The sequence below is a fragment of the Pseudomonas sp. B21-053 genome, from assembly GCF_026016365.1.
Classification (GTDB): Bacteria; Pseudomonadota; Gammaproteobacteria; order Pseudomonadales; family Pseudomonadaceae; genus Aquipseudomonas; species Aquipseudomonas nunensis.
Genome location: NZ_CP087205.1, coordinates 2,769,851 through 2,796,226, shown reverse-complemented (window position 1 = coordinate 2,796,226; position 26,376 = coordinate 2,769,851). Strand labels below are relative to the sequence as shown.

The 26,376-nt window shown below is 61.7% G+C and carries 25 protein-coding genes; 8 read left to right on the top strand and 17 right to left on the bottom strand.

The window, feature by feature from the left end; translation table 11 throughout:
• Positions 1-80: 80 nt before the first annotated feature.
• The 11 genes from pqqE to pedF form a co-directional block, all read right to left on the bottom strand.
• Positions 81-1,223, bottom strand: a complete 1,143-nt coding sequence (gene pqqE, locus LOY68_RS12970; RefSeq protein WP_265044980.1) for a pyrroloquinoline quinone biosynthesis protein PqqE — start codon at positions 1,221-1,223, stop codon at positions 81-83.
• Positions 1,201-1,473 (bottom strand): pyrroloquinoline quinone biosynthesis peptide chaperone PqqD, encoded by a 273-nt coding sequence (pqqD, locus tag LOY68_RS12965; protein ID WP_265044978.1) that lies wholly within the window; start codon positions 1,471-1,473, stop codon positions 1,201-1,203. The genes pqqE and pqqD overlap by 23 nt, the downstream gene beginning before the upstream one ends.
• Entirely contained in the window at positions 1,470-2,222 is a 753-nt protein-coding gene (gene pqqC, locus LOY68_RS12960) for a pyrroloquinoline-quinone synthase PqqC (RefSeq protein ID WP_265044977.1), read from the bottom strand. The genes pqqD and pqqC overlap by 4 nt, the downstream gene beginning before the upstream one ends.
• A 141-nt stretch (positions 2,223-2,363) precedes the next feature.
• Positions 2,364-3,278, bottom strand: coding sequence for a pyrroloquinoline quinone biosynthesis protein PqqB (gene pqqB, locus LOY68_RS12955; protein WP_265044975.1), 915 nt, complete (start codon positions 3,276-3,278; stop codon positions 2,364-2,366).
• A gap of 55 nt (positions 3,279-3,333) precedes the next feature.
• Positions 3,334-3,405 (bottom strand): pyrroloquinoline quinone precursor peptide PqqA, encoded by a 72-nt coding sequence (pqqA, locus tag LOY68_RS12950; RefSeq protein ID WP_003253598.1) that lies wholly within the window; start codon positions 3,403-3,405, stop codon positions 3,334-3,336.
• A 258-nt stretch (positions 3,406-3,663) separates the two neighbouring features.
• On the bottom strand, positions 3,664-5,184 hold the full coding sequence (locus LOY68_RS12945) for an aldehyde dehydrogenase family protein (RefSeq protein WP_163909686.1): 1,521 nt from the start codon (positions 5,182-5,184) through the stop codon (positions 3,664-3,666).
• 265 nt (positions 5,185-5,449) lie between these two features.
• On the bottom strand, positions 5,450-7,228 hold the full coding sequence (locus LOY68_RS12940) for a PQQ-dependent methanol/ethanol family dehydrogenase (protein WP_265044973.1): 1,779 nt from the start codon (positions 7,226-7,228) through the stop codon (positions 5,450-5,452).
• A 257-nt stretch (positions 7,229-7,485) separates the two neighbouring features.
• Positions 7,486-8,424, bottom strand: coding sequence for a quinoprotein relay system zinc metallohydrolase 1 (locus LOY68_RS12935; RefSeq protein ID WP_265044972.1), 939 nt, complete (start codon positions 8,422-8,424; stop codon positions 7,486-7,488).
• 16 nt (positions 8,425-8,440) lie between these two features.
• Entirely contained in the window at positions 8,441-9,202 is a 762-nt protein-coding gene (locus tag LOY68_RS12930) for a quinoprotein dehydrogenase-associated SoxYZ-like carrier (RefSeq protein ID WP_265044970.1), read from the bottom strand.
• The gene (locus LOY68_RS12925) at positions 9,202-10,077 is read right to left on the bottom strand and encodes a substrate-binding periplasmic protein (RefSeq protein ID WP_265044968.1); all 876 of its coding nucleotides are present in this window, start codon (positions 10,075-10,077) and stop codon (positions 9,202-9,204) included. The genes LOY68_RS12930 and LOY68_RS12925 overlap by 1 nt, the downstream gene beginning before the upstream one ends.
• A 3-nt stretch (positions 10,078-10,080) precedes the next feature.
• A complete protein-coding gene (pedF, locus tag LOY68_RS12920; RefSeq protein WP_054047345.1) occupies positions 10,081-10,542 on the bottom strand; it encodes a cytochrome c-550 PedF in 462 nt (153 codons plus the stop codon).
• Positions 10,543-10,796: 254 nt separating this feature from the next.
• Here pedF and exaA point away from each other — a divergent pair, with 254 nt between their 5' ends.
• Together exaA and LOY68_RS12910 are read left to right on the top strand one after the other, a co-directional pair.
• On the top strand, positions 10,797-12,689 hold the full coding sequence (exaA, locus tag LOY68_RS12915) for a quinoprotein ethanol dehydrogenase (protein ID WP_265044966.1): 1,893 nt from the start codon (positions 10,797-10,799) through the stop codon (positions 12,687-12,689).
• Positions 12,690-12,840: 151 nt separating this feature from the next.
• Positions 12,841-13,488 carry a pentapeptide repeat-containing protein gene (locus tag LOY68_RS12910; protein WP_265044965.1) on the top strand — a complete coding sequence of 216 codons (648 nt, stop codon included), beginning with the start codon at positions 12,841-12,843 and terminating at the stop codon, positions 13,486-13,488.
• A 148-nt stretch (positions 13,489-13,636) separates the two neighbouring features.
• Here the strand turns inward: LOY68_RS12910 and LOY68_RS12905 are convergent, their stop codons facing one another.
• Genes LOY68_RS12905 through LOY68_RS12895 form a run of 3 tightly spaced genes read right to left on the bottom strand, consistent with a single transcriptional unit; the run spans position 13,637 to position 15,659 of the window.
• Positions 13,637-14,275 carry a response regulator transcription factor gene (locus tag LOY68_RS12905; protein WP_265044963.1) on the bottom strand — a complete coding sequence of 213 codons (639 nt, stop codon included), beginning with the start codon at positions 14,273-14,275 and terminating at the stop codon, positions 13,637-13,639.
• Positions 14,272-15,534 carry a sensor histidine kinase gene (locus LOY68_RS12900; RefSeq protein WP_265044961.1) on the bottom strand — a complete coding sequence of 421 codons (1,263 nt, stop codon included), beginning with the start codon at positions 15,532-15,534 and terminating at the stop codon, positions 14,272-14,274. The genes LOY68_RS12905 and LOY68_RS12900 overlap by 4 nt, the downstream gene beginning before the upstream one ends.
• A 2-nt stretch (positions 15,535-15,536) precedes the next feature.
• The gene (locus tag LOY68_RS12895; RefSeq protein ID WP_265044960.1) at positions 15,537-15,659 is read right to left on the bottom strand and encodes a hypothetical protein; all 123 of its coding nucleotides are present in this window, start codon (positions 15,657-15,659) and stop codon (positions 15,537-15,539) included.
• A 158-nt stretch (positions 15,660-15,817) separates the two neighbouring features.
• On the opposite strand from LOY68_RS12895, the gene LOY68_RS12890 reads away from it, so the two are divergent.
• The 6 genes from LOY68_RS12890 (at position 15,818) to LOY68_RS12860 (ending at position 21,023) form a co-directional block, all read left to right on the top strand.
• On the top strand, positions 15,818-17,002 hold the full coding sequence (locus LOY68_RS12890; protein ID WP_265044958.1) for an ABC transporter substrate-binding protein: 1,185 nt from the start codon (positions 15,818-15,820) through the stop codon (positions 17,000-17,002).
• A gap of 37 nt (positions 17,003-17,039) precedes the next feature.
• Positions 17,040-17,999, top strand: coding sequence for a YVTN family beta-propeller repeat protein (locus LOY68_RS12885; protein WP_265044957.1), 960 nt, complete (start codon positions 17,040-17,042; stop codon positions 17,997-17,999).
• Positions 17,996-18,727 (top strand): ABC transporter ATP-binding protein, encoded by a 732-nt coding sequence (locus tag LOY68_RS12880; RefSeq protein ID WP_265044956.1) that lies wholly within the window; start codon positions 17,996-17,998, stop codon positions 18,725-18,727. Before LOY68_RS12885 ends, LOY68_RS12880 begins: the two co-directional genes overlap by 4 nt.
• Complete coding sequence (locus LOY68_RS12875; protein ID WP_265044954.1) at positions 18,724-19,515, top strand: ABC transporter permease; 792 nt, start codon at positions 18,724-18,726, stop codon at positions 19,513-19,515. The genes LOY68_RS12880 and LOY68_RS12875 overlap by 4 nt, the downstream gene beginning before the upstream one ends.
• A 227-nt stretch (positions 19,516-19,742) precedes the next feature.
• Complete coding sequence (locus LOY68_RS12865) at positions 19,743-20,300, top strand: PQQ-dependent catabolism-associated CXXCW motif protein (protein ID WP_054615166.1); 558 nt, start codon at positions 19,743-19,745, stop codon at positions 20,298-20,300.
• 57 nt (positions 20,301-20,357) lie between these two features.
• Positions 20,358-21,023 (top strand): response regulator transcription factor, encoded by a 666-nt coding sequence (locus LOY68_RS12860; protein WP_054047333.1) that lies wholly within the window; start codon positions 20,358-20,360, stop codon positions 21,021-21,023.
• Positions 21,024-21,169: 146 nt separating this feature from the next.
• Here LOY68_RS12860 and nahK read toward each other — a convergent pair whose 3' ends face one another.
• The 3 genes from nahK to LOY68_RS12845 all read right to left on the bottom strand — a co-directional run bounded on the left by nahK (position 21,170) and on the right by LOY68_RS12845 (position 26,341).
• A complete protein-coding gene (gene nahK / locus LOY68_RS12855) occupies positions 21,170-23,803 on the bottom strand; it encodes a hybrid sensor histidine kinase/response regulator NahK/ErcS' (RefSeq protein WP_413787177.1) in 2,634 nt (877 codons plus the stop codon).
• Positions 23,733-24,896, bottom strand: coding sequence for a nitric oxide-sensing protein NosP (gene nosP, locus LOY68_RS12850; protein ID WP_054615168.1), 1,164 nt, complete (start codon positions 24,894-24,896; stop codon positions 23,733-23,735). Before nosP ends, nahK begins: the two co-directional genes overlap by 71 nt.
• A 260-nt stretch (positions 24,897-25,156) precedes the next feature.
• Positions 25,157-26,341: a porin gene (locus LOY68_RS12845; protein ID WP_265044951.1), complete on the bottom strand. Its 1,185-nt coding sequence runs from the start codon at positions 26,339-26,341 to the stop codon at positions 25,157-25,159.
• Positions 26,342-26,376: the final 35 nt, after the last annotated feature.

The following is a 26,376-nucleotide window of genomic DNA, read 5'->3' as shown; positions in this document are numbered from 1 at the left end:
CAGTTGAGATGGATGGTGACTGACACACTGCTTTCGCGAGCAAGCCCGCTCCCACAGGGGGATTTGTGTCAACTCCAGACTTATCCGCGATAGATCAGCCGCGAAGCCTTTTCATTGCGCAACGTCAGGTGCTCCATGCCCTGCCCCGGCGCGTCGGCCTCCTCGCGGGCCTTGAGGATCACCCCGTGGTGTGGCGACTTGCTGCACACCGGGTCGGCATTTTCGGCATCGCCGGTCAGCATGAACGCCTGGCAGCGGCAACCGCCCAAGTCCTTGTGCTTTTCATCGCAGGAACGGCACGGTTCCTTCATCCAGTCGTCGCCGCGAAAGCGGTTGAAACCGAAGGAGTCGGTCCAGATGTGTTCGATGCTGTGCTCGCGCACATTGGGAAACTGCACCGGCAGTTGTCGGGCGCTGTGGCACGGCAATGCGGTGCCGTCCGGGGTGATGTCGAGAAACAGGTTGGCCCAGCCGTTCATGCAGGTTTTCGGGCGTTCTTCGTAATAGTCCGGGGTGACAAAGATCAATTTGCACGGGTGGCCCTGGGCTTCAAGCCGTTCGCGGTACTCGTTTGTAATACGCTCGGCGCGCTGCAACTGATCGCGGGTCGGTAACAGCCCGACGCGGTTGAGTTCGGCCCAACCGTAGAACTGACACGTAGCCAGCTCGACGAAATCCGCCTCCAGCTCCAGGCACAAGTCGATGATCCGGTCGATTCGGTCGATGTTGTGCCGGTGGGTGACGAAGTTCAGCACCATCGGATAGCCCTGGGCTTTCACGGCGCGAGCCATCGCGAGCTTCTGGGCGAAGGCCTTGCGCGAGCCGGCGAGCATGTTGTTCACCGCTTCGTCGGCGGCCTGGAAACTGATCTGGATATGGTCGAGCCCGGCGACCTTGAAGTCGCGGACCTTTTGCTCGGTCAGGCCGATGCCGGAGGTGATCAGGTTGGTGTAATAACCCATGTCCCGCGCAGCCTTGATCAGCTCGGCGAGGTCTTGGCGCACCAACGGTTCGCCACCGGAGAATCCCAGTTGCGCGGCGCCCATGTCCCGCGCTTCGCGGAACACGCGAATCCATTCTTCGGTGCTCAGTTCCTCACCGGATTGGGCGAAATCCAGCGGATTGGAACAATACGGGCATTGCAGCGGGCAGCGATAGGTCAGTTCTGCCAGCAGCCACAGTGGCGGCCCCGGTGGCGCATCACTCGATCCAGAATTGCGCACGGGCCACCTCCAGAAACGCCAGCACGTCCTCGTCGATGTCCGATACACCGGGAAAACTCGCGCACAGCAAATTGATAATCGCCGCCACACTGCGTTTGCCATCCACCAGATCGAGGATCTGCCCGGCGCTGGCGTTGAGTTTGATCATGCCTTCGGGGTACAGCAGCACGTGGCAATCCTGCCGGGGTTCCCATTGCAGGCGAAAACCCTGGCGCAAGGCCGGTAACTGTTCGCGGCTGATCAGTCTCACAGGGCAATCCCCCGGTGCCAGACGTTTTCGCGGGTGACGCTGTGGTATGGCGGGCGTTCCAGCTCGTAGGCCATGCTCATCGCGTCGAGCATGCTCCACAGCACATCGAGTTTGAACTGGAGGATTTCCAGCATCCGTTGCTGACTTTCGAACGTGACGTAATGCGCCAGGGTGATGCGCAAACCGTGCTCGACATCGCGCCGCGCCTGACTCAGACGCGTGCGGAAATAGTCGTAGCCACTGACGTCGATCCACGGGTAATGAGTCGGCCACGCATCGAGTCGGGATTGGTGGATGTGTGGGGCGAACAGTTCGGTCAACGAGCTGCTGGCCGCTTCCTGCCAGCAGGCGCGACGGGCGAAATTGACGTAGGCGTCCACGGCGAAACGCACACCGGGAAGGACCAGTTCCTGGGAGAGGATTTGTTCGCGGTCCAGACCTACCGCTTCGCCCAGGCGCAGCCAGGCTTCGATCCCGCCTTCGCTGCCGGGCGCGCCGTCGTGGTCGAGAATCCGTTGCAGCCATTCCCGGCGCACGTCGCGGTCCGGGCAGTTGGCGAGGATCGCGGCGTCCTTGAGCGGGATGTTGACCTGGTAATAGAAGCGATTGGCGACCCATCCCTGGATCTGCTCACGACTGGCGCGGCCGGCGTACATGGCTTGGTGGAAGGGATGATGGATGTGGTAATAGGCGCCTTTGGCGCGCAGGGCCTGTTCGAATTCGCTGGGGGACATTGGAGGGGTGGGCATTGCTTATCTCCGGATTTTGCGGTGATTGGGCCGGCCTCATCGCGAGCAAGCTCGCTCCCACATTGGTCCGGTGTGAGCACAGATTTTGTGTACATCCACAATCCCCTGTGGGAGCGAGCTTGCTCGCGATAGGGCACTTCGCTACAACTCAATACTCATGCCATCAAACGCCACTTCTATCCCCCGCCGCTCCAGCAACGCCCGCTCAGCCGAGTCTTCATCCAGAATCGGATTGGTGTTGTTGATGTGGATCAGCACCTTGCGCTGACGCCCAAAACCTTCCAGCACTTCGAGCATCCCGCCAGGCCCGCTTTGCGCCAGATGCCCCATTTCACTGCCCAGGCTCTGCCCGACTTCACACACGCGCATTTCGTCGTCGCGCCACAACGTGCCGTCCAGCAGCAGGCAATCGGCACGCTGCATCCAGCTCAAGACTTCTTCATCGACCTGCCCCAGCCCCGGCGCATAGAACACCGAGGCGCCAGTGCGCAGGTCTTCGATAAACAGGCCGATGGTGTCGCCCGGCTGCGGGTTGCCACGGTTGGGCGAGTACGGCGGTGCGTTGCTGACCAGGGGAATCGCGTGAAATTGCAGGTGCGCGCAAGCCGGGATGCTGAGCGGCTCACGCGCCAGTCCAATCGGTTGCCACTGCAAGCCGCCGTTCCAGTGCTTGAGCATGCTGAACAACGGAAAGCCGCTGCTCAAATCCTCATGCACCCGCTCGGTACACCACACATCATGTGGGCAGCCTTCGCGCAGGCTCAACAGGCCGGTGCAATGGTCGATCTGGCTGTCCAGCAGGATTACTCCGGCGATGGCGGTATCGCGCAATCGGCGCGCCGGTTGCAGCGCCGGGAAACTTTCCAGTTGCGCACGAATGTCCGGTGAAGCATTGCACAGCACCCAGTCCACGCCGTTGTCGCTGACCGCAATCGACGACTGCGTGCGGCGTTGTGCGCGCAGGCTGCCGTTGCGCACGCCGGTGCACTGGCGACAGTTGCAGTTCCACTGCGGAAAGCCACCACCAGCGGCGGAACCGAGAACCCGGATATGCATGAGCAATGCTCCAGAAGGCAGGCCCGGCCAACGCTGCGGCTGGCCGGGTGATCAATCAACGGTTGGCGAAATACATCGTCACTTCGAAGCCAATACGCAGATCGGTAAACGCGGGTTTAGTCCACATGGGTCAATCCTCTTCTTGTGCCGGGCAATTCCGGTAAAGCCATTAATGCACGGCGCGCCAAGGGCCCGAATGCTACTTTCGAAGGAGGTGGCGGCGTGCATTGGTAGGGGGTGTTGCGGGTTTTTCAGTACACATGAAACCCATGTGGGAGCGAGCCTGCTCGCGAAGAGGCCAGCACATTCAACATTGATATTGAATGACAGACCGCATTCGCGAGCAGGCTCGCTCCCACAGGGTGATTGCGGTGTTGTTACGGGATTAGAAGAACCCCATCGGATTGATGTCGTAGCTCACCAGCAGGTTTTTGGTCTGTTGGTAATGGTCGAGCATCATCTTGTGGTTTTCACGGCCAACGCCGGACTTCTTGTAACCACCGAACGCGGCATGGGCCGGGTACAAGTGGTAGCAGTTGGTCCACACGCGCCCGGCCTTGATCGCCCGGCCCATGCGGTAGGCGCGGTTGATGTCGCGGGTCCACAGGCCGGCGCCGAGGCCGAACTCGCTGTCGTTGGCAATCGCCAGGGCTTCGGCTTCGTCCTTGAAGGTGGTGATGCCCACCACCGGACCGAAGATTTCTTCCTGGAACACGCGCATTTTGTTGTGGCCCTTGAGCAGGGTCGGCTGGATGTAATAACCCGTCGACAAATCGCCCTCAAGGCGTTCCGCCGCGCCGCCAGTCAGCAGCTCCGCGCCCTCCTCCTGGGCGATTTTCAGGTACGAGAGGATCTTGTCGTATTGCTGCTCGGACGCCTGGGCGCCAACCATGGTTTCGGTGTCCAGCGGGTTGCCGCGCTTGATCTTGACGATCTTCTGCATCACCACTTTCATGAAGTCGTCGTAGATCGACTCCTGCACCAGCGCCCGGGATGGACAGGTGCAGACTTCGCCCTGGTTGAAGAACGCCAGCACCAGGCCTTCAGCGGCTTTCTCGATGAACTGTGGCTCGGCGTTCATGATGTCTTCGAAGAAGATGTTCGGCGACTTGCCGCCCAGTTCCACGGTGCTCGGGATGATGTTCTCGGCGGCGCAATGCATGATGTGCGCGCCCACTGGGGTGGAACCGGTGAAGGCAATCTTGGCGATGCGCTTGCTGGTGGCCAGGGCTTCACCAGCTTCGCGGCCAAAACCTTGCACGATGTTCAACACGCCGGCCGGCAGCAAGTCGCCGATCAGCTCGGCGAAAACCATGATCGACAGCGGCGTTTGCTCGGCAGGCTTGAGCACCACGCAGTTGCCGGCAGCCAAGGCCGGGGCGAGTTTCCACGCGGCCATCAGCAACGGAAAGTTCCACGGGATGATCTGCCCGACCACGCCCAACGGCTCGTGGAAATGATAGGCGGTGGTCAGCTCGTTGATCTCGGCGGCGCCGCCCTCTTGTGCGCGGATGCAACCGGCGAAGTAACGGAAATGGTCAGCGGCCAGCGGCACGTCGGCGTTGAGGGTTTCGCGCACGGCTTTGCCGTTGTCCCAGGTTTCGGCGACGGCGAGGATTTCCAGGTTTTGTTCGATGCGGTCAGCAATTTTCAGCAGCACCAGGGAGCGATCCTGGGCCGAGGTCTTGCCCCAGGCATCGGCAGCGGCGTGGGCAGCGTCGAGGGCTTTGTCGATGTCGGCGGCGCTGGAGCGCGGGAACTCGGCGATCACTTCGCCGTTGACCGGCGAGGTGTTGGTGAAGTACTCGCCATTGACCGGCGGCACGAATTCGCCACCGATGAAATTGCCGTAGCGCGGCTTGAAGGAAACGACGGCGCCGGGTGTGCCTGGTTGTGCGTAGATCATGGTGGGCCTCTGTCTGGGTCGATGCCTGTCGGGCAAACAGGCGATGCACCGATAGTAGAGAGCCCCGCGCGCCAGACGAATGCGCCGTTGGAGGGGGGACTCTCGTTATTTGGTAGTAGGTCTGGCGCAAATCCCCCTGTGACAAATAACCCTGTGGGAGCGAGCTTGCTCGCGATAGCGGTCTGTCTGACACATCAATGTTGAATGTGCAGCCATCATCGCGAGCAAGCTCGCTCCCACAGGGGTTATGCAGAGGGGCAGGGTTTTAGTGTTTGGCCACTACCAGGTCTTTCGGCAATTTGAAGGTCCAGAGCATGCCGCCCTGGTTGAAGTCCTTGATGCGCTTAGCCACTTCGCCACCCCACAGCGGCACCGCGCCGCCCCAGCCGGAGAGCACCGAGACGTACTGTTCGCCATCCATTTCCCAGGTCACAGGCGAGCCAAGCACGCCGGAGCCGGTCTGGAATTCCCAGACCTTTTCACCGGTCTTGGCATTGAACGCCTGGAGGAAACCTTCCGGCGTGCCGGTGAACACCAGGTTGCCCTTGGTGGTCAGCACCCCGCCCCACAGCGGCGCGAAGTTCTTGTGGCGCCAGACTTCCTTGCCGGTGACCGGATCGATGGCGCGCAGCACGCCGATGTAGTCTTCGTTCAACGGTTTGATGGTGAACCCGGCGCCGAGGAACGCCGCGCCTTTCTTGTAGGCGATGCCTTCGTTCCAGATGTCCATGCCCCACTCGTTGGACGGCACGTAGAACAGCTTGGTGTCCTTGTTGTAGGCCATCGGCATCCAGTTTTTCGCGCCGAGGAACGCCGGGGCGACGAATACAGAACTGCCCTTGGCTTCAGAGCCGGGCGCGCCGGGACGGCTGGCTTCGTTGTAGATCGGCCGACCATCCTTATCCAGGCCGGTGGCCCAGGTGATCTTGTCCACGAACGGGAAGCCGCGGATGAACTTGCCGTTGGTGCGGTCCAGTACGTAGAAGAAGCCGTTGCGGTCAGCGGTGGCGGCGGCTTTGATTTCCTTGCCGCCCTCGGTGTAGTTGAACGACACCAGCTCATTCACGCCGTCATAGTCCCAACCGTCGTGGGGCGTGCTCTGGAAGTGCCATTTGATCGTGCCGTCGTCCGGGTTCAGCGCCAGGCGCGACGAGGAGTAGAGGTTGTCGCCAGGGCGCAGGTGCGAGTTCCACGGCGCCGGGTTACCGGTGCCGAACAGCAGCAGATTGGTTTCCGGGTCGTAGTAACCGCCAAGCCACGGTGCCGCACCGCCGGTTTTCCACAAGTCGCCGGGCCAGGTCTTGCCCGCTTCGCCGCCGGAGATGCCGTTCTCTACCGCTTTGCCGTCCTTGTAGACGTAGCCCATGTGGCCTTCGACCGTTGGCCGGGTCCACAGCAGCTCGCCGTTTTTCGGGTCATAGGCGGAGATCTTGCCGACCACGCCGAACTCGCCACCGGCCACGCCGGTGATCAGTTTGCCGTTGATCACCAGCGGTGCGGCGCTGATGGAATAGCCTTCCTTGTGATCGGCTACCTGCTTGCTCCACACCACTTTGCCGGTGTCTTTGTTCAGGGCCACAAGCTTGGCGTCGAGGGTGCCGAAGAACACCAGGTCGCCGTACAGCGCCACGCCACGGTTGATCACGTCGCAGCACGGACGGATGTCATCCGGCAGGCGCGCGTCGTATTGCCAGAGTTTCTTGCCGGTGCGCGCGTCCACCGCGAACACCCGCGAGTAGGAGCCGGTCATGTACATCACGCCGTCCTTGATCATCGGCTGCGCTTGCTGGCCGCGCTGTTTTTCACCGCCGAAGGAAAAGGCCCAGACCGGCCGCAGGTCCTTGACGTTGTCGACGTTGAGGGTGTCCAGCGGACTGTAGCGCTGACCCTGGACGCCCAGACCGTTGGTGACGATCTGCTCCGGGTTCTTGGGGTCCTGGAGAATGTCCTGGTCAGTGACGGCGGCCAATGCCGAGCCGGACAACAGCATGGCACTGAGCAGCACGCTCAAGACGAAGGGTTGGCGACGTGCGGGTTGGGTCATGACGGCTACCTCTGCGGTTTTTGTTATACCCGGGAAATTTTCCCGGTCTGGTGCAGATTCTTGGGCGCCGCCGCCTCTGCAACAATTGCCCGCAGTGTTGAGATTGCTAGTTCCTTAGTACGGGGTCGATGTAGCGACCGACATGGAACCCCTGTGGGAGCGGGCTTGCTCGCGAAGGCGGTGTGTCAGACGACAATGATGTTAAATGTGCCGGCCTCTTCGCGAGCAAGCCCGCTCCCACAGGGGATTGATGGTGTTTATTTTTGCGCGGTGGAATCGATGCGGGTCATTTGGGCGCGTTCGTAACGCGGGTACAGGTGGCTGACACTGCGAATCAGCTCATACCGACTCAGGCTGATCCCGCCAAAGCGCTCGGGAATCGGGCTGCGGATCATCTCCGCCATGTCGCTGCCATTCACGGCGCCGTCGCGCAGCAGTTGATCGAGCCAGGTCAGGTAGTCGCGCATTTGCTCGAAGGGTTTGGCATCCGTAGCCACCGGTCCGTGGCCGGGCACGATCAGGGTCCAGGGCAAGCCTTGCAGGGTGGCGATGTCCGCCAGCCACACCGCCAGCCCCGGACTGTTCGGGGTGGTCAGGGCTCGCTGATAAAACACCAGATCCCCGGCAAACAGCACGCCGGTTTGCTGGTCGAGAATAGCCAGATCAGCGCCCGTATGCCCACCCAGGCTTAGCAGGCGCAAATCGTGATTCCCAAAACTGCGTACGCCCGGTGTCAGCGTCTCGTTGGGCAACACCACTTCGGTGCCACGCATCCAGTCGCCCACCAGGCGATACATGTTCTCGGCCATCGCATCGCCCTGCTGATGCAGCAGCTCGGTGGTGCCGGCCAGCGCACCAATCGGCACGTCGGTGAAGGCCTGATTGCCCAGTGCATGGTCGGGGTGATGATGGGTCAGCAACACTTCGATCACCGGTTTATCGGTGACCGCCGCAATCGCCTTGCGCAGCGCTTCGCCGTAGCGTTTCGACGGTCCGGTGTCGATCACCACCACCCCGCGCTCGGTAACGATGAACCCGGTGTTGACGATGTTGCCCCCGTTGGCCTTGGCGAAATTGTCGGTACTGCCTTCCAGCAACCAGGTGTCGGCAGCGATCAGCCGAGGCTTGAGCGAGTATTCCAGCTCCGCCAGGGCCGGCAGGCTCAGACCGATCAACAACAGCCACATCCAACGCATGACGCGCTCCTTTGGGTCAGGGTATCGCCGCATCGAATTGATTGCCGCTGTTGTCGCGCAACAACAGGCGCGTCTGCCCTGCCCCTTCGATGTCGAAGGTCAGGTTGGGGTTTTCGCTGACGGCGGGAAACAGTTCCAGACGCGCCAGCAGTTGATCGTTCTGATCCCGCAGTTCGGCGTGATTGATGAAGAATTCCGGGATGCCGCTGACCATACCGTTGTCCATCGGGTGCGCTACCTGCAAGCGCACGCGGCTGTATTCGCCACGGGGATAACGCCCGCCGAGCACTTCGCCGATGTGTTCTTCCCAGCCCGGTTGAGTACGCACCACGCTCGGCGCCGTACAACCGCCGCCCGCCGCATCGATCAGGGTCGAGCCGACGTGCCACACCCCATCGCGGGTCAGCACCGCTGCGCGCAATGGTGTGGCTTGCTCGATGCGGATGCGGATCGACAACCACGGCAGCACCCGCTCCAGCGGTTGGAAATCGACGATTTTCGGCAACGGGTTGAGTTCGGCCCAGGCGAGGATTTTTACCACTTCGCCCTTGAACGCCCGGGCGTCGATTTCCAGCGGCACCTGGCGCGCATCTTCAGCGAACGGCGGCGCCAGCAGCTTGACCCGCGCATCGAACACGAACGGGGCGTCGCCGAGCATTTGCTTGTGATAGAACGCCCACATCACCGACGGCACCGGGTCTTTACCCGGATCGATCTCCGCTGCATGGGCAGCCATCGGCAGCCAGCAGGCCAGCAGGCAACTCGCTCGCCAGTTCACTATTGGTACATCTCCGGCACTTCGTATTGCAGGCCGTAACCGGCGTAAATCGCTTGCACCTTGCCTTCACGGATCAACGCTTCCAGCGCCTCTTCCACGGCGTACGACAATTGCCGATTGCTTTCATGCACCGCCATGCCGATTTCCCAGCGTTGCTTGCCCATGTTCGGGTAGGCGTTCTCCGCCAGCGCCACTTGCGGGTCGTGGGCCTCATGCACTTGCCAGTCGACTTCGCCGCGCATCGCCATCACCGCATCGACTTCACCAGCCTTCATCGCCGCAAAGGCCTGGGGCACGCCGGGGTAGTGGTGGGTCTTGGCGGCGAGCATGCCGTTGAACACCGAGGTCAGGTAGAACGACGGCACGCTGTCGACTTCGACGCCGATCGGGTGCTGCTCAAACACCGCGACGCTGCCTACCGAATCCAGGCGACGGCGGTCAAATGCGACTTGCCATTGTTCATTCTGGTAGGGGCCGAACATCACCACGTGATCGTTTTCCAGCTCACCGAGTTCGTTGCGCTTTTGTGAGTAATCGCGGTCATACGGCACGCGCATCATCAGGTCAGCCAATTGCTGATTGTGCAATTGGCTGCTGCGCCAGATGTAATCACGCAGGTCGTCGTCGAGCTTCTCGCCGGCCGGCGCCCAGATCAGTTTGAGCTTCACGCCCAGCGCCGTGGCCAAGGCTTGCGCCAGATCGACATCAACGCCCCGAGCCTGACCGGCATCCTCGAAACTGTAGGGGGCGAAATCCTTGTAGACCGCGACTTTCAGCTCCCCCGCGGCGATCATTTGGTCATAGGTACGGACCTGCGCCTGCGCCACCTGGCAGCACAGCAACACAGCACTGATCAACACAGCGAGCAGGCGCATGGATTACTCCTCGACGTGCACGCTGTCCAGGTAAGTACGCACCGCCCACAGGGCTTCCTGACTCAGGTAATCGGCCATTTTCGGCATGTAGACACGACCATCGCGCACCGCGCCGTGACGCACCCGTTCGACGAACCACTCATCACCGGCATCGCCGACATCGAGCATGCGCAAGTCGGGAGCGATGCCGCCGGATTTGGCTTCCAGGCCATGGCAGGCCGCGCAGTTCTGGTTGTAGGCCGACGAGCCGATTTCCACCGCTTTATCGTGTTGCGGCGAGGTGCGATACGGGTTGACTGACGCCCAGCCATCGGCATCCAGCGGCACGCCGGCGTCCTTGATCGGGGTCAGGCCCGGAGTTGCCACCGCTTGCGGCACCACGTTGCCATGGGCCCAGACCGAACCTGCGCTGATAAAACCGGCCAGCAGCCCGGCAACCAGCAAGGCGTTGCGTTTTGTTGTCATTGTTATGCCCTCAGGATTGCACGCAAAACCTCTTTGAAGAGGCTATGGCAACCATCTTAGGAAGCACTTCGCCGCAACCCCATGCTGCTTTGGTGGCCGCCGCCCAGTACCTTGGTAGTAGGGCTTGTGGCGCACACCCAAATCAGGTGCGGTTTGGGAAGTCTTCCCGGCAACAGCGGGACTTTTTCCGTATCCGCCCAGCCGCCCGGCGCACCACCCTGTGCAGGCCAAAACCTCCACTGGGAACTGCAACCATGACAATAAGATCGCTACCCGCCCTTTCCCCCCTGTCTATCGCCGTGCAGGCTTTTCTGCTGGTGGGCAGCCTGTCCCTGAGCGCTGCCGGCCATGCCGCGAGCGAACCGGCCGCCGCCACGCACAACGTCAGTTGGGAAGACATCGCCAACGATCACCTGACCACCAAGGACGTGCTGCAATACGGCATGGGCACCAACGCGCAACGCTGGAGCCCGCTGGCCCAGGTCAACGACAAGAACGTGTTCAAGCTGACCCCGGCCTGGTCCTACTCGTTCGGCGACGAGAAGCAGCGCGGCCAGGAATCCCAGGCCATCGTCAGCGACGGCGTGGTCTACGTCACCGGTTCCTACTCGCGAGTGTTTGCCCTCGACGCCAAGACCGGCAAGCGCCTGTGGACCTACAACCATCGCCTGCCGGACAACATTCGCCCGTGCTGCGACGTGGTCAATCGCGGGGCGGCGATCTATGGCGACAAGATCTACTTCGGCACCCTCGATGCGCGACTGATCGCCATCGACAAGAACACCGGCAAAGTGGTGTGGAACAAGAAATTCGGTGACCACGCCGCCGGCTACACCATGACCGGCGCCCCGGTGCTGATCAAAGACAAAGTCACCGGCAAGGTGCTGTTGATCCACGGCAGTTCCGGCGACGAATTCGGCGTGGTCGGGCAGCTGTTTGCAAGGGATCCGGACACTGGCGAAGAAGTCTGGATGCGCCCCTTTGTCGAAGGTCACATGGGCCGTTTGAACGGCAAGGACAGCACCACCACCGGTGACGTGAAAGCACCGTCGTGGCCGAATGACCCGACCACCGAAACCGGCAAGGTCGAGGCCTGGAGCCACGGCGGCGGCGCGCCTTGGCAGAGCGCGAGTTTCGATGCGGAAACCAACACCATCATCGTCGGCGCCGGCAACCCCGGCCCGTGGAACACCTGGGCGCGCACCTCCAAGGACGGCAACCCACACGATTTCGACAGCCTCTACACCTCGGGCCAGGTCGGCGTCGATCCGAGCACCGGCGAGGTGAAATGGTTCTACCAGCACACCCCGAACGACGCCTGGGATTTCTCCGGCAACAACGAGCTGGTGCTGTTCGATTACAAGGACAAGGACGGCAAAGTGACCAAGGCCACCGGTCACGCCGACCGCAATGGCTTCTTCTACGTGGTGGACCGCAACAACGGCAAATTGCAGAACGCCTTCCCCTTCGTCGACAACATCAGCTGGGCCAGCCACATCGACTTGAAAACCGGCAGGCCGGTGGAAAATCCCGGCCAGCGTCCGGCCAAACCGTTGCCGGGAGAAACCAAGGGCAAATCCGTGGAAGTCTCGCCGCCGTTCCTCGGTGGCAAGAACTGGAACCCGATGGCTTACAGCCAGGACACCGGGCTGTTCTACATTCCAGGCAACCAGTGGAAAGAGGAATATTGGACCGAAGAGGTCAACTACAAGAAAGGCTCGGCGTACCTGGGCATGGGTTTCCGCATCAAGCGCATGTATGACGATCACGTCGGCACCCTGCGCGCGATGAACCCGACCACCGGCAAAGTGGTGTGGGAGCACAAGGAACACTTGCCGTTGTGGGCCGGGGTGCTGGCGACCAAGGGCAACCTGGTGTTCACCGGGACGGGCGACGGTTTCTTCAAGGCGTTCGATGCGAAGACTGGCGAGGAACTGTGGAAATTCCAGACCGGCAGCGGCATCGTCTCGCCGCCGATCACCTGGGAACAGGATGGCGAGCAATACGTCGGCGTGACCGTCGGCTACGGCGGCGCGGTGCCGTTGTGGGGCGGTGATATGGCCGAGCTGACCAAGCCAGTGGCTCAGGGCGGGTCGTTCTGGGTGTTCAAGATTCCGAGTTGGGATAACAAGACCGCCCAGAAGTAACGCCGCCAACCTTGCCGATACGACTCACGTAGCAGCTGTCGAGTGAAACGAGGCTGCGTTAGCGGTGTGTCAGGCACACCGTCGACGCAGCCTCGTTTCACTCGACAGCTGCTACGTGAAGGCCTACCGATACCCACTTAGAGGTTTCGTGATGAGATATCTGCCTTTATTGCTGCTCTTGACCCTTCCCCTCGCTTACGCCGACGACGGCGACGACGCCCCTCTCATCATCAACGGCTGCACCCTCGCCGAGCACAGCCAATGCCCCGGCGCGAATCTCAAGGGCGCGAACCTGAGCAATCAGGACCTGCGCAGCATGAACCTCAGCGGCGCCGACCTGCGCGATGCCGACTTGCGGCACGCCCGCCTCGATCTCGCCAACCTGGAAAAAGCCCAACTGCAAGGCGCCAACCTGACCCGCGCCAGCCTGCAACAAAGCAACTTGCGCCTGGCCGATTTCACCGGCGCGACGCTGATGGCGATCCAGGGTTGGGGCCTGTTCGCCCAAGGCGCGCAATTCGAAAACGCCAACCTCAGCGCCGCCTACCTGCAATTCGCCCGTCTCTCCGGGGCCAGACTGCACAACGCCAACCTGCGCGCCGCCGACCTGGAAATGACCTGGCTGAGCAAGGCCGACCTCAAGGGCGCCAACCTCAGCGATGCCAATTTGCAAGAGGCCAAGTTCGGCGAAAGCAACCTGGAACAGGCGAACCTCAGCGGCGCGCGGCAGCATTATGCGAATTTTCAGGATGCGAATATGGAGGGGTGCAAAGGCTGTCCAACCACTTGGGACAAGTAACCCAAACCCCCGATACAACACCAAACCACTGTGGGAGCGGGCTTGCTCGCGAAGGCGGTGTGTCAGGCAACATCAATGCTGAATGACACACCGCATTCGCGAGCAAGCCCGCTCCCACAGGGGACCCTTTTTTGCCTGTCAGACAGAGTCAGCCCGCTTTGCGCACCACCCCCATATCAATCCCCAAATGCACCAGCTCCGTATGGGACGTCACCTGCAACTTGCTCTTCAGCAACGTCAGGTGATTGGAAACCGTCTTGCTGCTTATATTCAGCTGCTCGGCAATCAACCGCGCCGGCGTGCCTTTGGCCAGCATCACGAAGATCTCCAGTTCGCGCTGGGTCATGCTCTGCAAGCGCGGATCGCTGGCGTCCTGTTGCGGGTGGCACGCCAGTTGAGTGGCCAGTGGCTGCTCGATATAGGCATGCCCGGCGAGGATCCGCCGTACCGCTTCGATCAATACTTCCGGTGCCGAGCTTTTGGTCAGGTAGCCCGAAGCCCCCGCCTCCAGCGCCTGACGCACCAACGGCAGTTCATCGTGCATGCTGAAAAACAGCACGCGCAATTGCGGCAAGCGCTGGCGCAGGCGTCGAGTGGTTTCGAGGCCGCTGATACCCGGCAAACCGAAATCCATGATCACCAGGTTCGGCACCGCTTCCTGGACCCGGATCAGCGCTTCTTCACCGGTAGCGGCTTCGCGCACTTCCATCGCTGGCAACAGCGCCCGCAACAAACTGGCGTAGCCCTGACGGACCACCGCATGGTCATCGACCAGCAGAATATTCATGACGCCTCCAAAGGCATGCTCAAGGCCAGCGCCCAACCGGCGCCGGGGTGGCTGATGATCCGCAGTTCGCCGCCAAGGCTGCGGGCGCGTTCGAACATCGAGTACAGCCCCACGCCTGGCCGTTGCGGCTGGGCGGCACCGCGCCCGTTATCGCGGATCAGCAATCGCAAGCGCCCGCCACGATGCTGCAATCGAACCCGCACCTGACTGGCCTCGGCGTGGCGGGCAATGTTGGTCAAGGCTTCCTGCAGCAGGCGATACAGATGGGTTTTGCTCGGCCCCGACAACGCCGGTAATTGCGCGCTGACCCGCAATTGGCAATCGATGCCCTGGCGGCCCTGCCATTGCTCCACCAGCAAACCGAAGGCTTCGGACAACGGCAGGTGTTGCAGCACCACCGGGTACAAGTCGTGCACCAGCGCGCGGAAGCCCTGTTGCAGATGCTCACAGTTGTGCTCCAGCTCGCGCACCGTGCGTTCGACGGTGTCTGGCTGATCCGCCACCAGGCGCAACAAACAGGCTTGCGCGCGAATCCCGGCCAGGTACTGACCGAGGTCATCGTGCAGGGTCTGCGCCAAATGCGTGCGTTCCTGCTCCTGCACCGCGAGCAAGGTTTGCGTGAGTCGGGTGTTATCGGCGCGTGCCTGTTCCAGCGCGCCAGTCATGCGATTGAAGTGGGTCGCCAGTTGCCGCGCCTCGGGCACACCTTGCCCGCGCAGCCTTACGTTGAGCTGGCCGGCGGACACCTGCTGCAAGGCGCGGAGCAATTCGTCGAGCAGGCCCATGCCCCGGCGCACCGCCCAGCGAATGGCCAACAGACTCACCAGCAACGCCAAACCGCAGAGGAACAGCACTTGTTGCAGCGAATCCCAGACCTCATCGATCTCGTCTCGCGGATCGACCGCAATCATCACCCGCCGGCCATCCTTCAAATCCAACACCTGGGCGCTGTGACGGGCGTCGGCGAACAGCAGCCGTCCGAGCCAGGCATCCAGGCCGTCCTGCACCGGCAGCCGCGCGGCTTCGCCCGGTTCCAGCCAACGCACCCGTACGTGGCGCAAACTGCGGGTGAGGCGCGGTTGCAGGCTGACCGGGTCACGCTCGGCGGTTTCGCTCAAATACTCGACCACCGCTTCGGCGGATTGCAGCTCACGTTCCACATCCGCCAGCGCCTGATGCACCAGCAACGCCATGCACGCCAGGGTCACCAGGGCGAAAAAGCCGCAGACCCACAGGTTGATCCGCCACAGCGCCGACACGCTTAGCGCCCCGGCAACGCGGGCGACATCTGCACCAGCGTCGGTCGCGGGCCGTGCAGTTTGTCGACGCCGATCAGGGTCAAGATCAGCAGCAACGGCAGGAGCAGCGCCTTGAGAATACGCATGGTCGATCTCCTCCTCAGTGATGGCCGTTGAAACCCATGCTAAAACCGCGCCGCCCGGGATGAGCTACTACCTTGGTACTGGCTTAGCGGTACTTTCTGCATATTTCCTCTGCCCCTCGGGCTTCCTATGCTGGCGCTACCTGTAACGGAGTGCCCTAATGCGCCAGCTTGCCCCTTACGCCTTGATCTACCTGCTGGCGATTGCCTGCGCCGCCGGGCTGGCGACCCAGAGTCAGGCCGCCGACGCGCCGTTGCAGGTGCAGATCGGCTACCTGGGCTATCGCCCCGATCCGGGGCCGCTGCTGTCGAATGTGATTCCCGAACCCGCCGATGCCGGCCTGCGCGGCGCTGAACTGGCGATCACCGACAGCAACAGCACCGGACGTTTTCTCAACCACAGCTACAGCCTGATCAGCGCCAGCACCGACAACCCGGACGCTCTGATCGAAGCCGCCAAGGCCCAGCACGCTCAAGGCCTGCGCCTGTTTGTGGTGAACGCACCGGTGGAAACCCTGCGCCGGCTCAGCGCGGTGCTGACCGACAGTTTGCTGTTCAACGCCGGCAGCCCGGATGACAGCCTGCGCACCACCGACTGCTTGCCGAACGTGCTGCACACCTTGCCGAGCCGGGCAATGCTCGCCGATGCGCTGGCGCAATTCCTGGTGGTGCGCAAATGGCAACGGGCGCTGCTGATCGTCGGCCCGACCCCGGACGATCAAGCCTATGCCGCCGCCCTGCGCCGCGCCGCCAAGCGCTTCGGTCTGAAACTGGTGGCGGAAAAAGCCTGGAGCTTCGACAACGATCAACGCCGCAGCGCCCAGGCCGACATGCCGCTGTTCACCCAGACCGCCGAATACGACGTAGTGCTGGTGGCGGACGAGCGCGGCGACTTCGGCGAATACGTGCCTTACCAGACCTGGTATCCGCGTCCGGTCGCCGGGACTCAGGGCCTGACCCCGGTGGGCTGGCACAAAACCGTGGAAACCTACGGCGCCGCGCAACTGCAAAAACGCTTCGAGGCCATGGCCGGGCGCTGGATGAATGACCGGGATTTCGCCGCGTGGATGGCCGTGCGCAGCATCGCCAGTGCCGTGAGCAAACTGCGACAGGTCGATCCGATGGCGATCCGCGCGCTGGAGATCAGCGATCAATTGCCGCTGGACGGTTTCAAGGGTCGCAAGCTCAGTTTTCGGCCGTGGAACGGCCAGTTGCGCCAACCGATTCCCATCGTGCAACCGCGAGCGCTGGTCAGCACCTCGCCCCAGGACGGTTTCCTGCACCCGTTCAACGAAATGGACAGCCTGGGCTACGACAAGCCCGAAGTGACCTGCCGCTTTCCCTGATTTTTTCCATCACAACGACAATAAAAAGGAATCCGCCATGCGCCGTACCCTGCTCTCATGCGCCCTGCTGCTTGCCGCCGGGCACGCCGTGGCCAGCACTGCCTGGATCTCCAACGAAAAGGACAACAGCCTGAGCCTGATCGACATGCAGACCCTGCAAGTCACCGATACCCTGCCCGTCGGCCAGCGCCCGCGCGGTCTGTTGCTGTCCCACGACAGCAAGTTGTTGTACATCTGCGCCAGCGACTCGGACCGGGTCCAGGTGATGGACGTGGCCACGCGCAAGATCATCAAGGAGCTGCCGTCGGGCAAAGATCCCGAACAATTCGCGCTGCATCCGAATAACCGCTGGCTCTACGTTTCCAACGAAGACGATGCGCTGGTGACGGTGATCGACACCGAAACCTCCAAGGTGCTGAGCCAGATCAACGTCGGCGTCGAGCCGGAAGGCATGGCCGTCAGCCCCGATGGCAAATGGGCGGTGAACACCAGCGAAACCACCAACATGCTGCACTGGATCGACACCAGCACCCAGACCCTGGCCGACAGCACGCTGGTGGATCAGCGGCCGCGCTTCGTCGAGTTTTCACCGGACGGCTCGCAGCTGTGGGCCTCGGCGGAAATCGGCGGCACGGTGACGATTCTCGACGTGGCGACGCGCAAGGTCCTCAAGACCGTGAACTTCCAGATCAAGGGCGTGCACCCGGACAAGGTGCAGCCAGTGGGAATCAAACTCAGCGCCGACGGCAAGTACGGCTTCGTCGCCCTCGGCCCGGCCAACCATGTGGCGGTGGTCGACGCCAAGACTTTCGAAGTGCTGGATTACCTGCTGGTCGGCCGGCGCGTGTGGCAGATGTCGTTCACCCCGGATCAGAAGCAATTGCTTGCCACCAACGGCGTCAGCGGCGATGTGTCGGTGATTGATGTCGACAGCCTCAAGGTCAGCAAATCGGTCAAGGTCGGGCGCTATCCGTGGGGCGTGGTGGTGACCCCATGAACGCCCTGGAAGTCAGCGAGCTGAGTTTCGCTTATGGCGCAAAAGAAGCGCTGCGCCAGGTGAGTTTCAGCCTGGTGCCGGGGCGCTTTGCGGCGTTGCTGGGGCCGAACGGTGCGGGGAAATCGACACTGATTGCCCTGCTGACCCGACTCTACGATCTACAGCGGGGCGATATCCGGGTCGGCGGCTGCTCGTTGCGCGATGCCCCGCGCCCGGCGCTCAAACAGTTGGGTGTGGTGTTTCAACAAAGCACGCTGGACCTGGACCTCAGCGTCGAACAAAACCTGCGTTATCACGCGGCGCTGCACGGCATGTCCCGGCGCCAGACCGGCCTGCGTGTCGACGCTGAACTGGCGCGCCAAGCCCTGACTGAACGCCGTCGCGAAAAAGTGCGCGAACTGAATGGCGGCCACCGGCGCCGGGTGGAAATCGCTCGGGCGTTGCTGCATGAGCCGCGTTTGTTGCTGCTGGACGAGGCCAGCGTCGGCCTCGACCCGGCCAGTCGCCTGGCGCTGAATCAACACATCCGCAGCCTGTGCCGCGAGCAAGGCATCAGCGTGCTCTGGACCACGCATTTACTCGATGAAGTGCAGGCCAGCGATGACTTGCTGATCCTGCATCAAGGCCGGCTGGTCGCCGCCGGACAAGCCGACGCCCTGAGCCTGGAACACGGCGGTGACCTCGGTTCTGCCTTCGCCCGACTGACCACCGCAGGAGCCGCCCGATGAATGCGTATTGGCAGTGTTTCAGCGGCATCGTGTTGCGCGAATGGCTGCGTTTTGTGTTGCAGCGCACGCGGTTTCTCAGCGCTTTGGTGCGGCCGTTATTGTGGCTGCTGGTGTTCGCCGCCGGGTTTCGCGCGGCGCTGGGCATTGCGATCATCGAGCCTTACGACACCTACATTCCGTACGAGGTGTACATCATTCCGGGGCTGGCCTGCATGATCCTGCTGTTCAACGGCATGCAGGGTTCGCTGTCCATGGTCTACGACCGGGAGATGGGCAGCATGCGCGTGTTGCTGACCAGCCCCCTGCCGCGGATTTTCCTGCTGTGCAGCAAATTGCTCGCGACCTCGCTGATTTCGCTGTTGCAGGTGTATGCGTTCCTGGGGATTGCCTGGGTCTACGGCGTGCAACCGCCGGCCATGGGCTTGCTGATCGCGTTGCCGGCGTTGTTGCTGGTGGCGTTGATGCTGAGTGCGCTGGGGTTGTTGCTGTCGAATGCGATCCGCCAGTTGGAAAACTTTGCCGGGGTGATGAATTTCGTGATCTTCCCGCTGTTTTTCCTGTCGTCGGCGTTGTATCCGCTGTGGAAAATGCGTGAGTCGAGTGAGTGGTTGTATTGGTTGTGTGCGTTGAATCCGTTTACCCACGCTGTCGAGCTGGTGCGGTTTGCCTTGTATGAACGCTTCAACCCGCTGGCCCTGGCGGTGTGCGTGGGCTTGACGCTGGTGTTTGTGCTGCTCGCCGTGCTCACCTTCAACCCGCAACACGCCGCCCTGCGCAAGGCTGGCTAACAACACAAATCCCCTGTGGGAGCGGGCTTGCTCGCGAATGCGGTGTGTCAGTTGACATCAATGCTGACTGATACACCGCATTCGCGAGCAAGCCCGCTCCCACAATTAGATCTCCATCAAACTTGGGGAAATTACTACTTTAGTACTGCTTTACCTGTCTATCGTCGCATTCCCTTCACACCGCGACTGGCATGTAATGGGTTCATAACTATAAGGATTGAACCCCCATGCCGCGTGCCCGACGTCGTCTGCTACGCCCTTGCCTCGCTGCCCTGTCGCTCAGCCTGTTGCTGAGTACCGCGCAGGCCGAAACCCCGCTGTTCTCCGCTGACGGCTACCGCATCAGCCTGTACCGCAGCCCGACGCCGAATCAGTTGCAAGGCGCGACCATCCTCGACACCCCCGCCCTGCAAACCCTGCTCAACCAGACACCGCGCCCGGTGCTGATCGACGTCTACCGTCGCCAGTGGCTGCAAGGACGGTTCATCGAAGACCAGCCCCACGCGAACCTGCCCGGCAGCCATTGGCTGGCCAATACCGGTGACGGTGATCTGACGCCTGACTGGCAGGCTTACTTTGCGCGTAATCTGGACACATTCACCGACGGCGACCACCAGCAACCGCTGGTCTTCTACTGCCGCTCCGATTGCTGGTTGAGCTGGAACGCGGTAAAACGCGCCACCGCCATGGGCTATAAGTCAGTGTATTGGTATCGCGATGGCCTGGATGCCTGGCAAGCGGCGAACCTGCCTGTTGCGCCGGCCCAGCCCGAGCCCTTCCCCTGACCCGAACACTTGCATGTTGTTGCCCCACCCAAAAACACAATAATGAGGTGAAAGGCTATGTACAAAATTCTGATTGCCGATGATCACCCGCTGTTTCGCGAAGCCATTCATAACGTTATCAGCGACGGTTTCCCCGGCAGCGACGTGATGGAAACCGCCGACCTGGACAGCGCCCTGCTGCTGACCCAGGAACACGACGACCTGGACTTGATCCTGCTGGACCTGAACATGCCCGGCATGCACGGCCTCAATGGCCTGATCAACCTGCGCAACGAGGCGCCGACGATTCCGGTGGTGATCGTCTCGGCCGAGCAGGACAAGCAGATCGTGCTGCAAGCCATCACCTATGGCGCGGTGGGTTTCATCACCAAATCCTCGCCACGCCTGCAAATGACCGAGGCGATCCAGCAGATTCTCAACGGCAATGTGTACCTGCCGCCGGACATCATCCGCACGCAAAAACCCGGCACCCATCGCCGCATGAACGACAACCCGAGCTTCCCGCCTGAACTGCTCCAGGCCCTGACCCGCAAGCAGTTACTGGTGTTGGAACGCATGACCAAGGGCGAATCGAACAAACAGATCGCCTACACCCTGGAAATAGCCGAAACCACGGTCAAGGCGCATGTGTCGGCGATTTTGCGCAAGTTGAATGTGCACAATCGGGTGCAGGCGATATTGAGTGCCGGGGATATAGATTTCGGGTCTTATCTGCGGCGCTGAAGTTTGTCTGGAAGACCGCGTCGCGCCCTTCGCGAGCAAGCCCGCTCCCACATTTGATCTTCAGTGAACACAGAGTTTGTGTACAACGCAGATCCAATGTGGGAGCGGGCTTGCTCGCGAAGGGGCCCTCACAAACACCGCAAGTCTCAAGGCCTACCGAGCAAATGACTCATCGCAGTCTTGAGCTTCATCGGCCGCACCGGTTTATGCATCAAGGTGTGCCCCAACTCGCGAATCTGCAGCTTGAGTTCATTGCTGTAATTGGCGGTGATCATCATCGCCGGAATGGCTGACCCACGCCGCGCATTGATCCGGGCCACGGCGTCGACGCCGTTCTGGTCGTCGTCCAGGTGATAGTCGGCGATCAGCAAATCGGCCTCTTCGTGATAGTTGTCCACTTGCCGCGCCAAATCCTGCTCCGACAACGCCGTCACCACCAAACAGCCCCAACCTTCCAGCAACGTGCGCATCCCCGCGCAAATCGCCGCGTCGTTGTCCAGCACCCACACCCGTGCACCGCGCAACCGTTCGAGCATCGGCTCGCTCATCAGCAAACTCGGCAACGCCTTGGGCGCGGTGGCGCTGAGCGGCACTTCGACAGAAAACATTGAGCCCTTGCCCGGCCACGAGCGCACGTGAATCCGGTGCCCGAGGATCCCGGCGATTTTCTCGACAATCGCCAGGCCCAAACCCAAGCCGCGATCCTGATCCGGACGCTGCACATCGCCACGCTTGAACTCCTGGAAAATTTCCTCCAGACGATCTTCGGCAATGCCCATGCCGCTGTCCCAGACTTCGATCGACAAGCGCTGATGATGGCGCCGGCACCCGAGCACCACGCGCCCGCTGTAGGTGTAGCGAATCGCATTGCTCAGCAGATTGCGCAGGATCCGCGCCAGCAATTGAATGTCGCTGCGCACCAGCGCCGAACACGGGATGAAATGCAATTCCAGCCCTTCGCTGCGCGCCACTTGGGTGTATTCGGCGGCGAGGTTTTCCAGCAATTCGCTGAGGGCGAACGGCGCGATATCGGCCTTGATCACCCCAGCATCGAGTTTGGAAATATCGACCAACGTGCCCAACAGGTTTTCCACGTCTTCCAGGGAATTGCTGACGTTACGCACCAGAATCGCATTGGCCACCGGCTCCCGGCGTTCGAGCAAAGCGCTGGTAAACAGCCGCGCGGCGTTGAGCGGTTGCAGCAGGTCGTGGCTGACGGCCGCAAGAAACTTGGTCTTCGACAGGTTGGCCTGCTCGGCTTCGAGTTTGGCCTCGCGCAGGCGTGATTCCGCACGGCGACGCTCGTCGATCTCGCGCAGCAGTTGATCGTTGAGGGTGGTCAGTTCGGTGGTGCGTTCGCGCACCCGCAACTCAAGGTTTTGATAGGCCTGGTGCAGCGCTTCGGCGGTGCGGCGGCGTTCAGTGATGTCGCGGATCAACACGAAAATCCCCACCACTTCACCGGTGGCCAGGCGATTGGGTACATAGGAGCGCAGCATGTAGCGCTCCTGATTGTTGATGTTGGTTTCGGCGAACTCGAAGGTCACGCTCTCCCCGGCCAACGCCCGGGCGACGTAGGCTTCCAGGCGCTGGTAATGCTGCTCGCTGTGCACTTCGCGCAGGCTCTGCCCGAGCATCACGCCCCGGGGCCAGCAGTACCATTCTTCGTAGACTTTGTTGGTGAACTCGTAGACCAGATCGGCGTTCAGGTAGGCGATCAGCGCCGGCACATGGTCGGTGATCAAGCGAATCCAGCGTTCGCTTTCGCTGAGCGCTTCGGCGTGCTGGTAGCGTTCGGTGATGTCGGTGAAGGTGTTGACGAAACCGCCGGTGGGCAGCGGATGGGTGCGGATTTCCAGGACCCGGCCATCGTAGAGGCGCTGTTCGCACTCCTGCACCGGCCGCCCGTTGCTGTCGCGACTGGCCGGGGTCAGCAGGTTCAGTTCGCTGTCGGCGATCACCTCGGCGAACGGCCGATGGGCCGCCACTGGCGCGAGGCCGCTGAGTTCAAGGAAGCGTCGGTTCCACAGTTCCAGAATGCCGTCGGCGTTGACCATCGCCACGCCCTGGGACAGGTTGTCCACCGCCCGTTGCAACAGGTGGGATTTCTGCGCCACCGCTTGCTCGCGGCGCACGGTTTCGCTGAGTTTGACGTCGGTAATGTCGGTGAACAGGATCACCCGCCCGCCTTCCTGGGTCGGCCGTTCGCTGACTTGCAGCCAGCGACCGTTTTGCAGGCGATACAACAGATTCTGATCGGCATGCCCACGCGGTTCTTCGGTGAATAACCCGGTGGCCGTCATCAGGCGCTTGACCTCGGCCAGGTGCATGCCGGCGATGATCCGCACCCGGCTGTTGCCCCAGAACGCCTTGAAGCGGCTGTTGAACAGCACGATGCGCTGGTCCTCATCGAACAGCACGAAGGCATCGGAAATGCTCTCGATGGCATCGATCAAATGTTGATGGGCGGTTTCCGCCCGCAGGCGTGCGTCACTGAGCAAGTGATTGCCAGCCTTGAGTTCGGCCATGGCCTGGTTCAGCGCGTCGGTGCGTTCGCGGACCTGCTCGGCCAGCACCACCGAATGCTGGAACGCCGCATACGGGTCGTTGCCCCGGGTGATGCCGGATTCGATGCGTTCGATCAGCGCGCCATTGATGCGCTGCAGTTTGTGATTGTCGCGCTGCAGGCTGGCGATTTGCGCCTGGAGCTCAACGGTGTCCAGGGGAACGGCCTCGGGCAATGGCAACCCCGGTGAAGGTCTGGTTGATGTGCATGCCATTGAACTGTTCTCCGTAGGTGTTGAAACCCATCACCCGATGCTCACGCAAAAACGCCCCGATCGGCTCCAGACTGCCGCGATCTTCCAGTTCCAGACGTCGCAGAAAACAGTCGCAGCCGATGGTCAGCAACAAGTCGCCGAGGCGTTGTTCCAGGCCTTCGAACAACGCTTGCAGGTTCGGCAGCATCGGGCCGGGGGTCATGGCGGTGAGGACGATGCCGTTTTCCACGGCGCAGTAGAAACTCAAGCTCAGGTCCGGGTGCACCTGCTGGATGGCGCGCACGTAGTACTGGTCGTTGATCCGCACGGCCAGCGGGTGCGCGGCGAAGATCCGGTGATCGAGCTCGGCCACCGGCACGCCGATGTGCCGGGCGTACTCCTCGGCGGCGGGTTCGGCGTTGAGTTCGAAGACCCGCCGCGAGGCGCTGTCGGCGCCGGTGACCACCAGTTTCTCTGCGCGGGGCAGGATGTGGTGGGTGGTGAACACTTCGAAATCCAGCCAGGTATTGACCAGCACCACCACCGCAGCGCCGCTGTGGAACTCGCCGCCGAAATACACGTGGGTGTGGGTCAGGTAGTTATCGTCACCAGCGGAACCACCGAAATGCGGGATGTCGCCCAACGCCGCGCTTAATGCAGCGAGGACCATTTCTTCACGGCTGGACAGGCCATCGAGCAGGGTCAGGGCAAAACTGTTGCCCTTGATCGGCGCCAGGGTGTTGCTGCGGCAGCCGCTGACCAGTCGTTCGACCATCTGCTGGGCGTCGATCAGGCTGAAGCGTTCCATTTCGTCGATCAGTTCGATGGCGATGGAAAAGTGCCGATGATCGAAGCCCACCGCCGTCACGCAATTGCGACCGTAACCTTGCGGGGTGATTTCCCCGGCGCTGGTGCAACCCACCAGGCGAATCCCGCCGAAGCTCTGCTGCAAGGCCTGGCCCAGCGCCTGCAAGTCGTACTCGGCCGAACAGAAAAACAGCACAAACCCCAGGTGCGGATGCAACAGCTGTCGCGCCAACTCCTGCGCCGCCTGCTGCGCGTCGGTGGCCTGGGACATCGCGCTGACCACGCCTTCACTCTGGACCTGCTGCATCGTCGCCTCCCGCAGGTGCGCATGTATGAGGTCCGAGTGTACGAAGCCTGCGGGCCGGGACGTATGCTACTTGGGTAGCGGTCTTGGGCTTCGATGGGATGAGAGCGTTTGCGTAGGTTCCCCCAAACACCACATATCCCTGTGGGAGCGGGCTTGCTCGCGAATGCGGTGGGTCAGTTGACATAAATGCTGACTGACACGACGCCTTCGCGAGCAAGCCCGCTCCCACAGGGGGATTTTGTGTGATGCAAGTTGCATCGTTACCAGGTCAACACCGCCCCCACCGCAAACGTATCGGTGTCTTCGTTCTGCGCACTGGTGTCGTGCCCGTCGATGCTGAACTGGTTGTACTCCGCCACCAGTTTCAGGTTGTCATTCACGTCATGGAACAGCGCAATCCCGCGCGTCTTGTAGTCCGCGCCGCTGCCCACCACGCCGTTGCCATCGTCATCGGTCTTGCCGTAGGACAGCGCCACGCGGTTCTTGCCGAGTTTGTAGGAGCCCTGCATCAGGTAACCGGTGCTGTCGACATTGCGCAGCGTGGCTTCACCGGCGTTGTTGGTGAAGAACGGGTTGATGCCCTTGGCCTGGAAGCCGGAACCGGTCAACGACAACCCGCCCATTTTCGCCTGCACGCCGTAGCCAAGGCCTTTGGAGGTGACGGACTGGACGGTGGAATCGGTGTTGTCCGAAGTCTGGTAGCTGCCGTTGACCCAGCTGTAGATCTTCGCCCCGGCGACGTCGAACTGGTAGGTGATCTCGCTCTCGGTGCGCGGGTTTTCCTGATAAGCCTTGCCCAACGGGCTGCTGTCGTTGGTGTCCACCGGGTCCATGATCCCCACCGCTACGCGCAAGCCGTCCATCACCGGGGTTCGGTAGGTGATTTGCGAGGTCGGAAACGGATACGGATAACCGCTGCCGATGTTGCCGAACGACACCCCGCCACCGTCCACTAACCCCAAGCTGTCGCTGACCTGGCCGTAACCGGCGAGCAGTTCATCGAGCAGGATATTGGAACGGGCAAACAGGCCGAAGTCCTTGCCGATCAGCACTTCGCCCCACTCCGGATTGGCCACGGTGCCGTAGAACTGCCGCACATCGATGGCGGTGTCGGTGCCGTTAGTTTCGCTGTCGTTGATGGTCACCCAGAACGAAGCACGGGCGCCGAGCTTGAGGTCATCGATCTGCTTGCCCATGTTGAAGCCCAGGTAGTTGGGCAGAAAACCCATCTTGACCCGCGCCTGGCGACGGTCGAACTGATCGCCGGCGCGGTCGACCTTGCTGTTCACATAGAAGGCGTTGATGTAGCCGTCGGTGGAAAACGTGGTCTGGTCCTTGTCGTACAGCATGATCTCGGCTTCGGCAAATGAGCTCAGGCCAAGGGACGACAGGCCGGCGATAACGGCAGGCAGGATTCGATGCGAGAAGTTTTTATTGTTGTGCATGACGCGCTCCGCAACAGGGGACAAGTTGTCGGAGG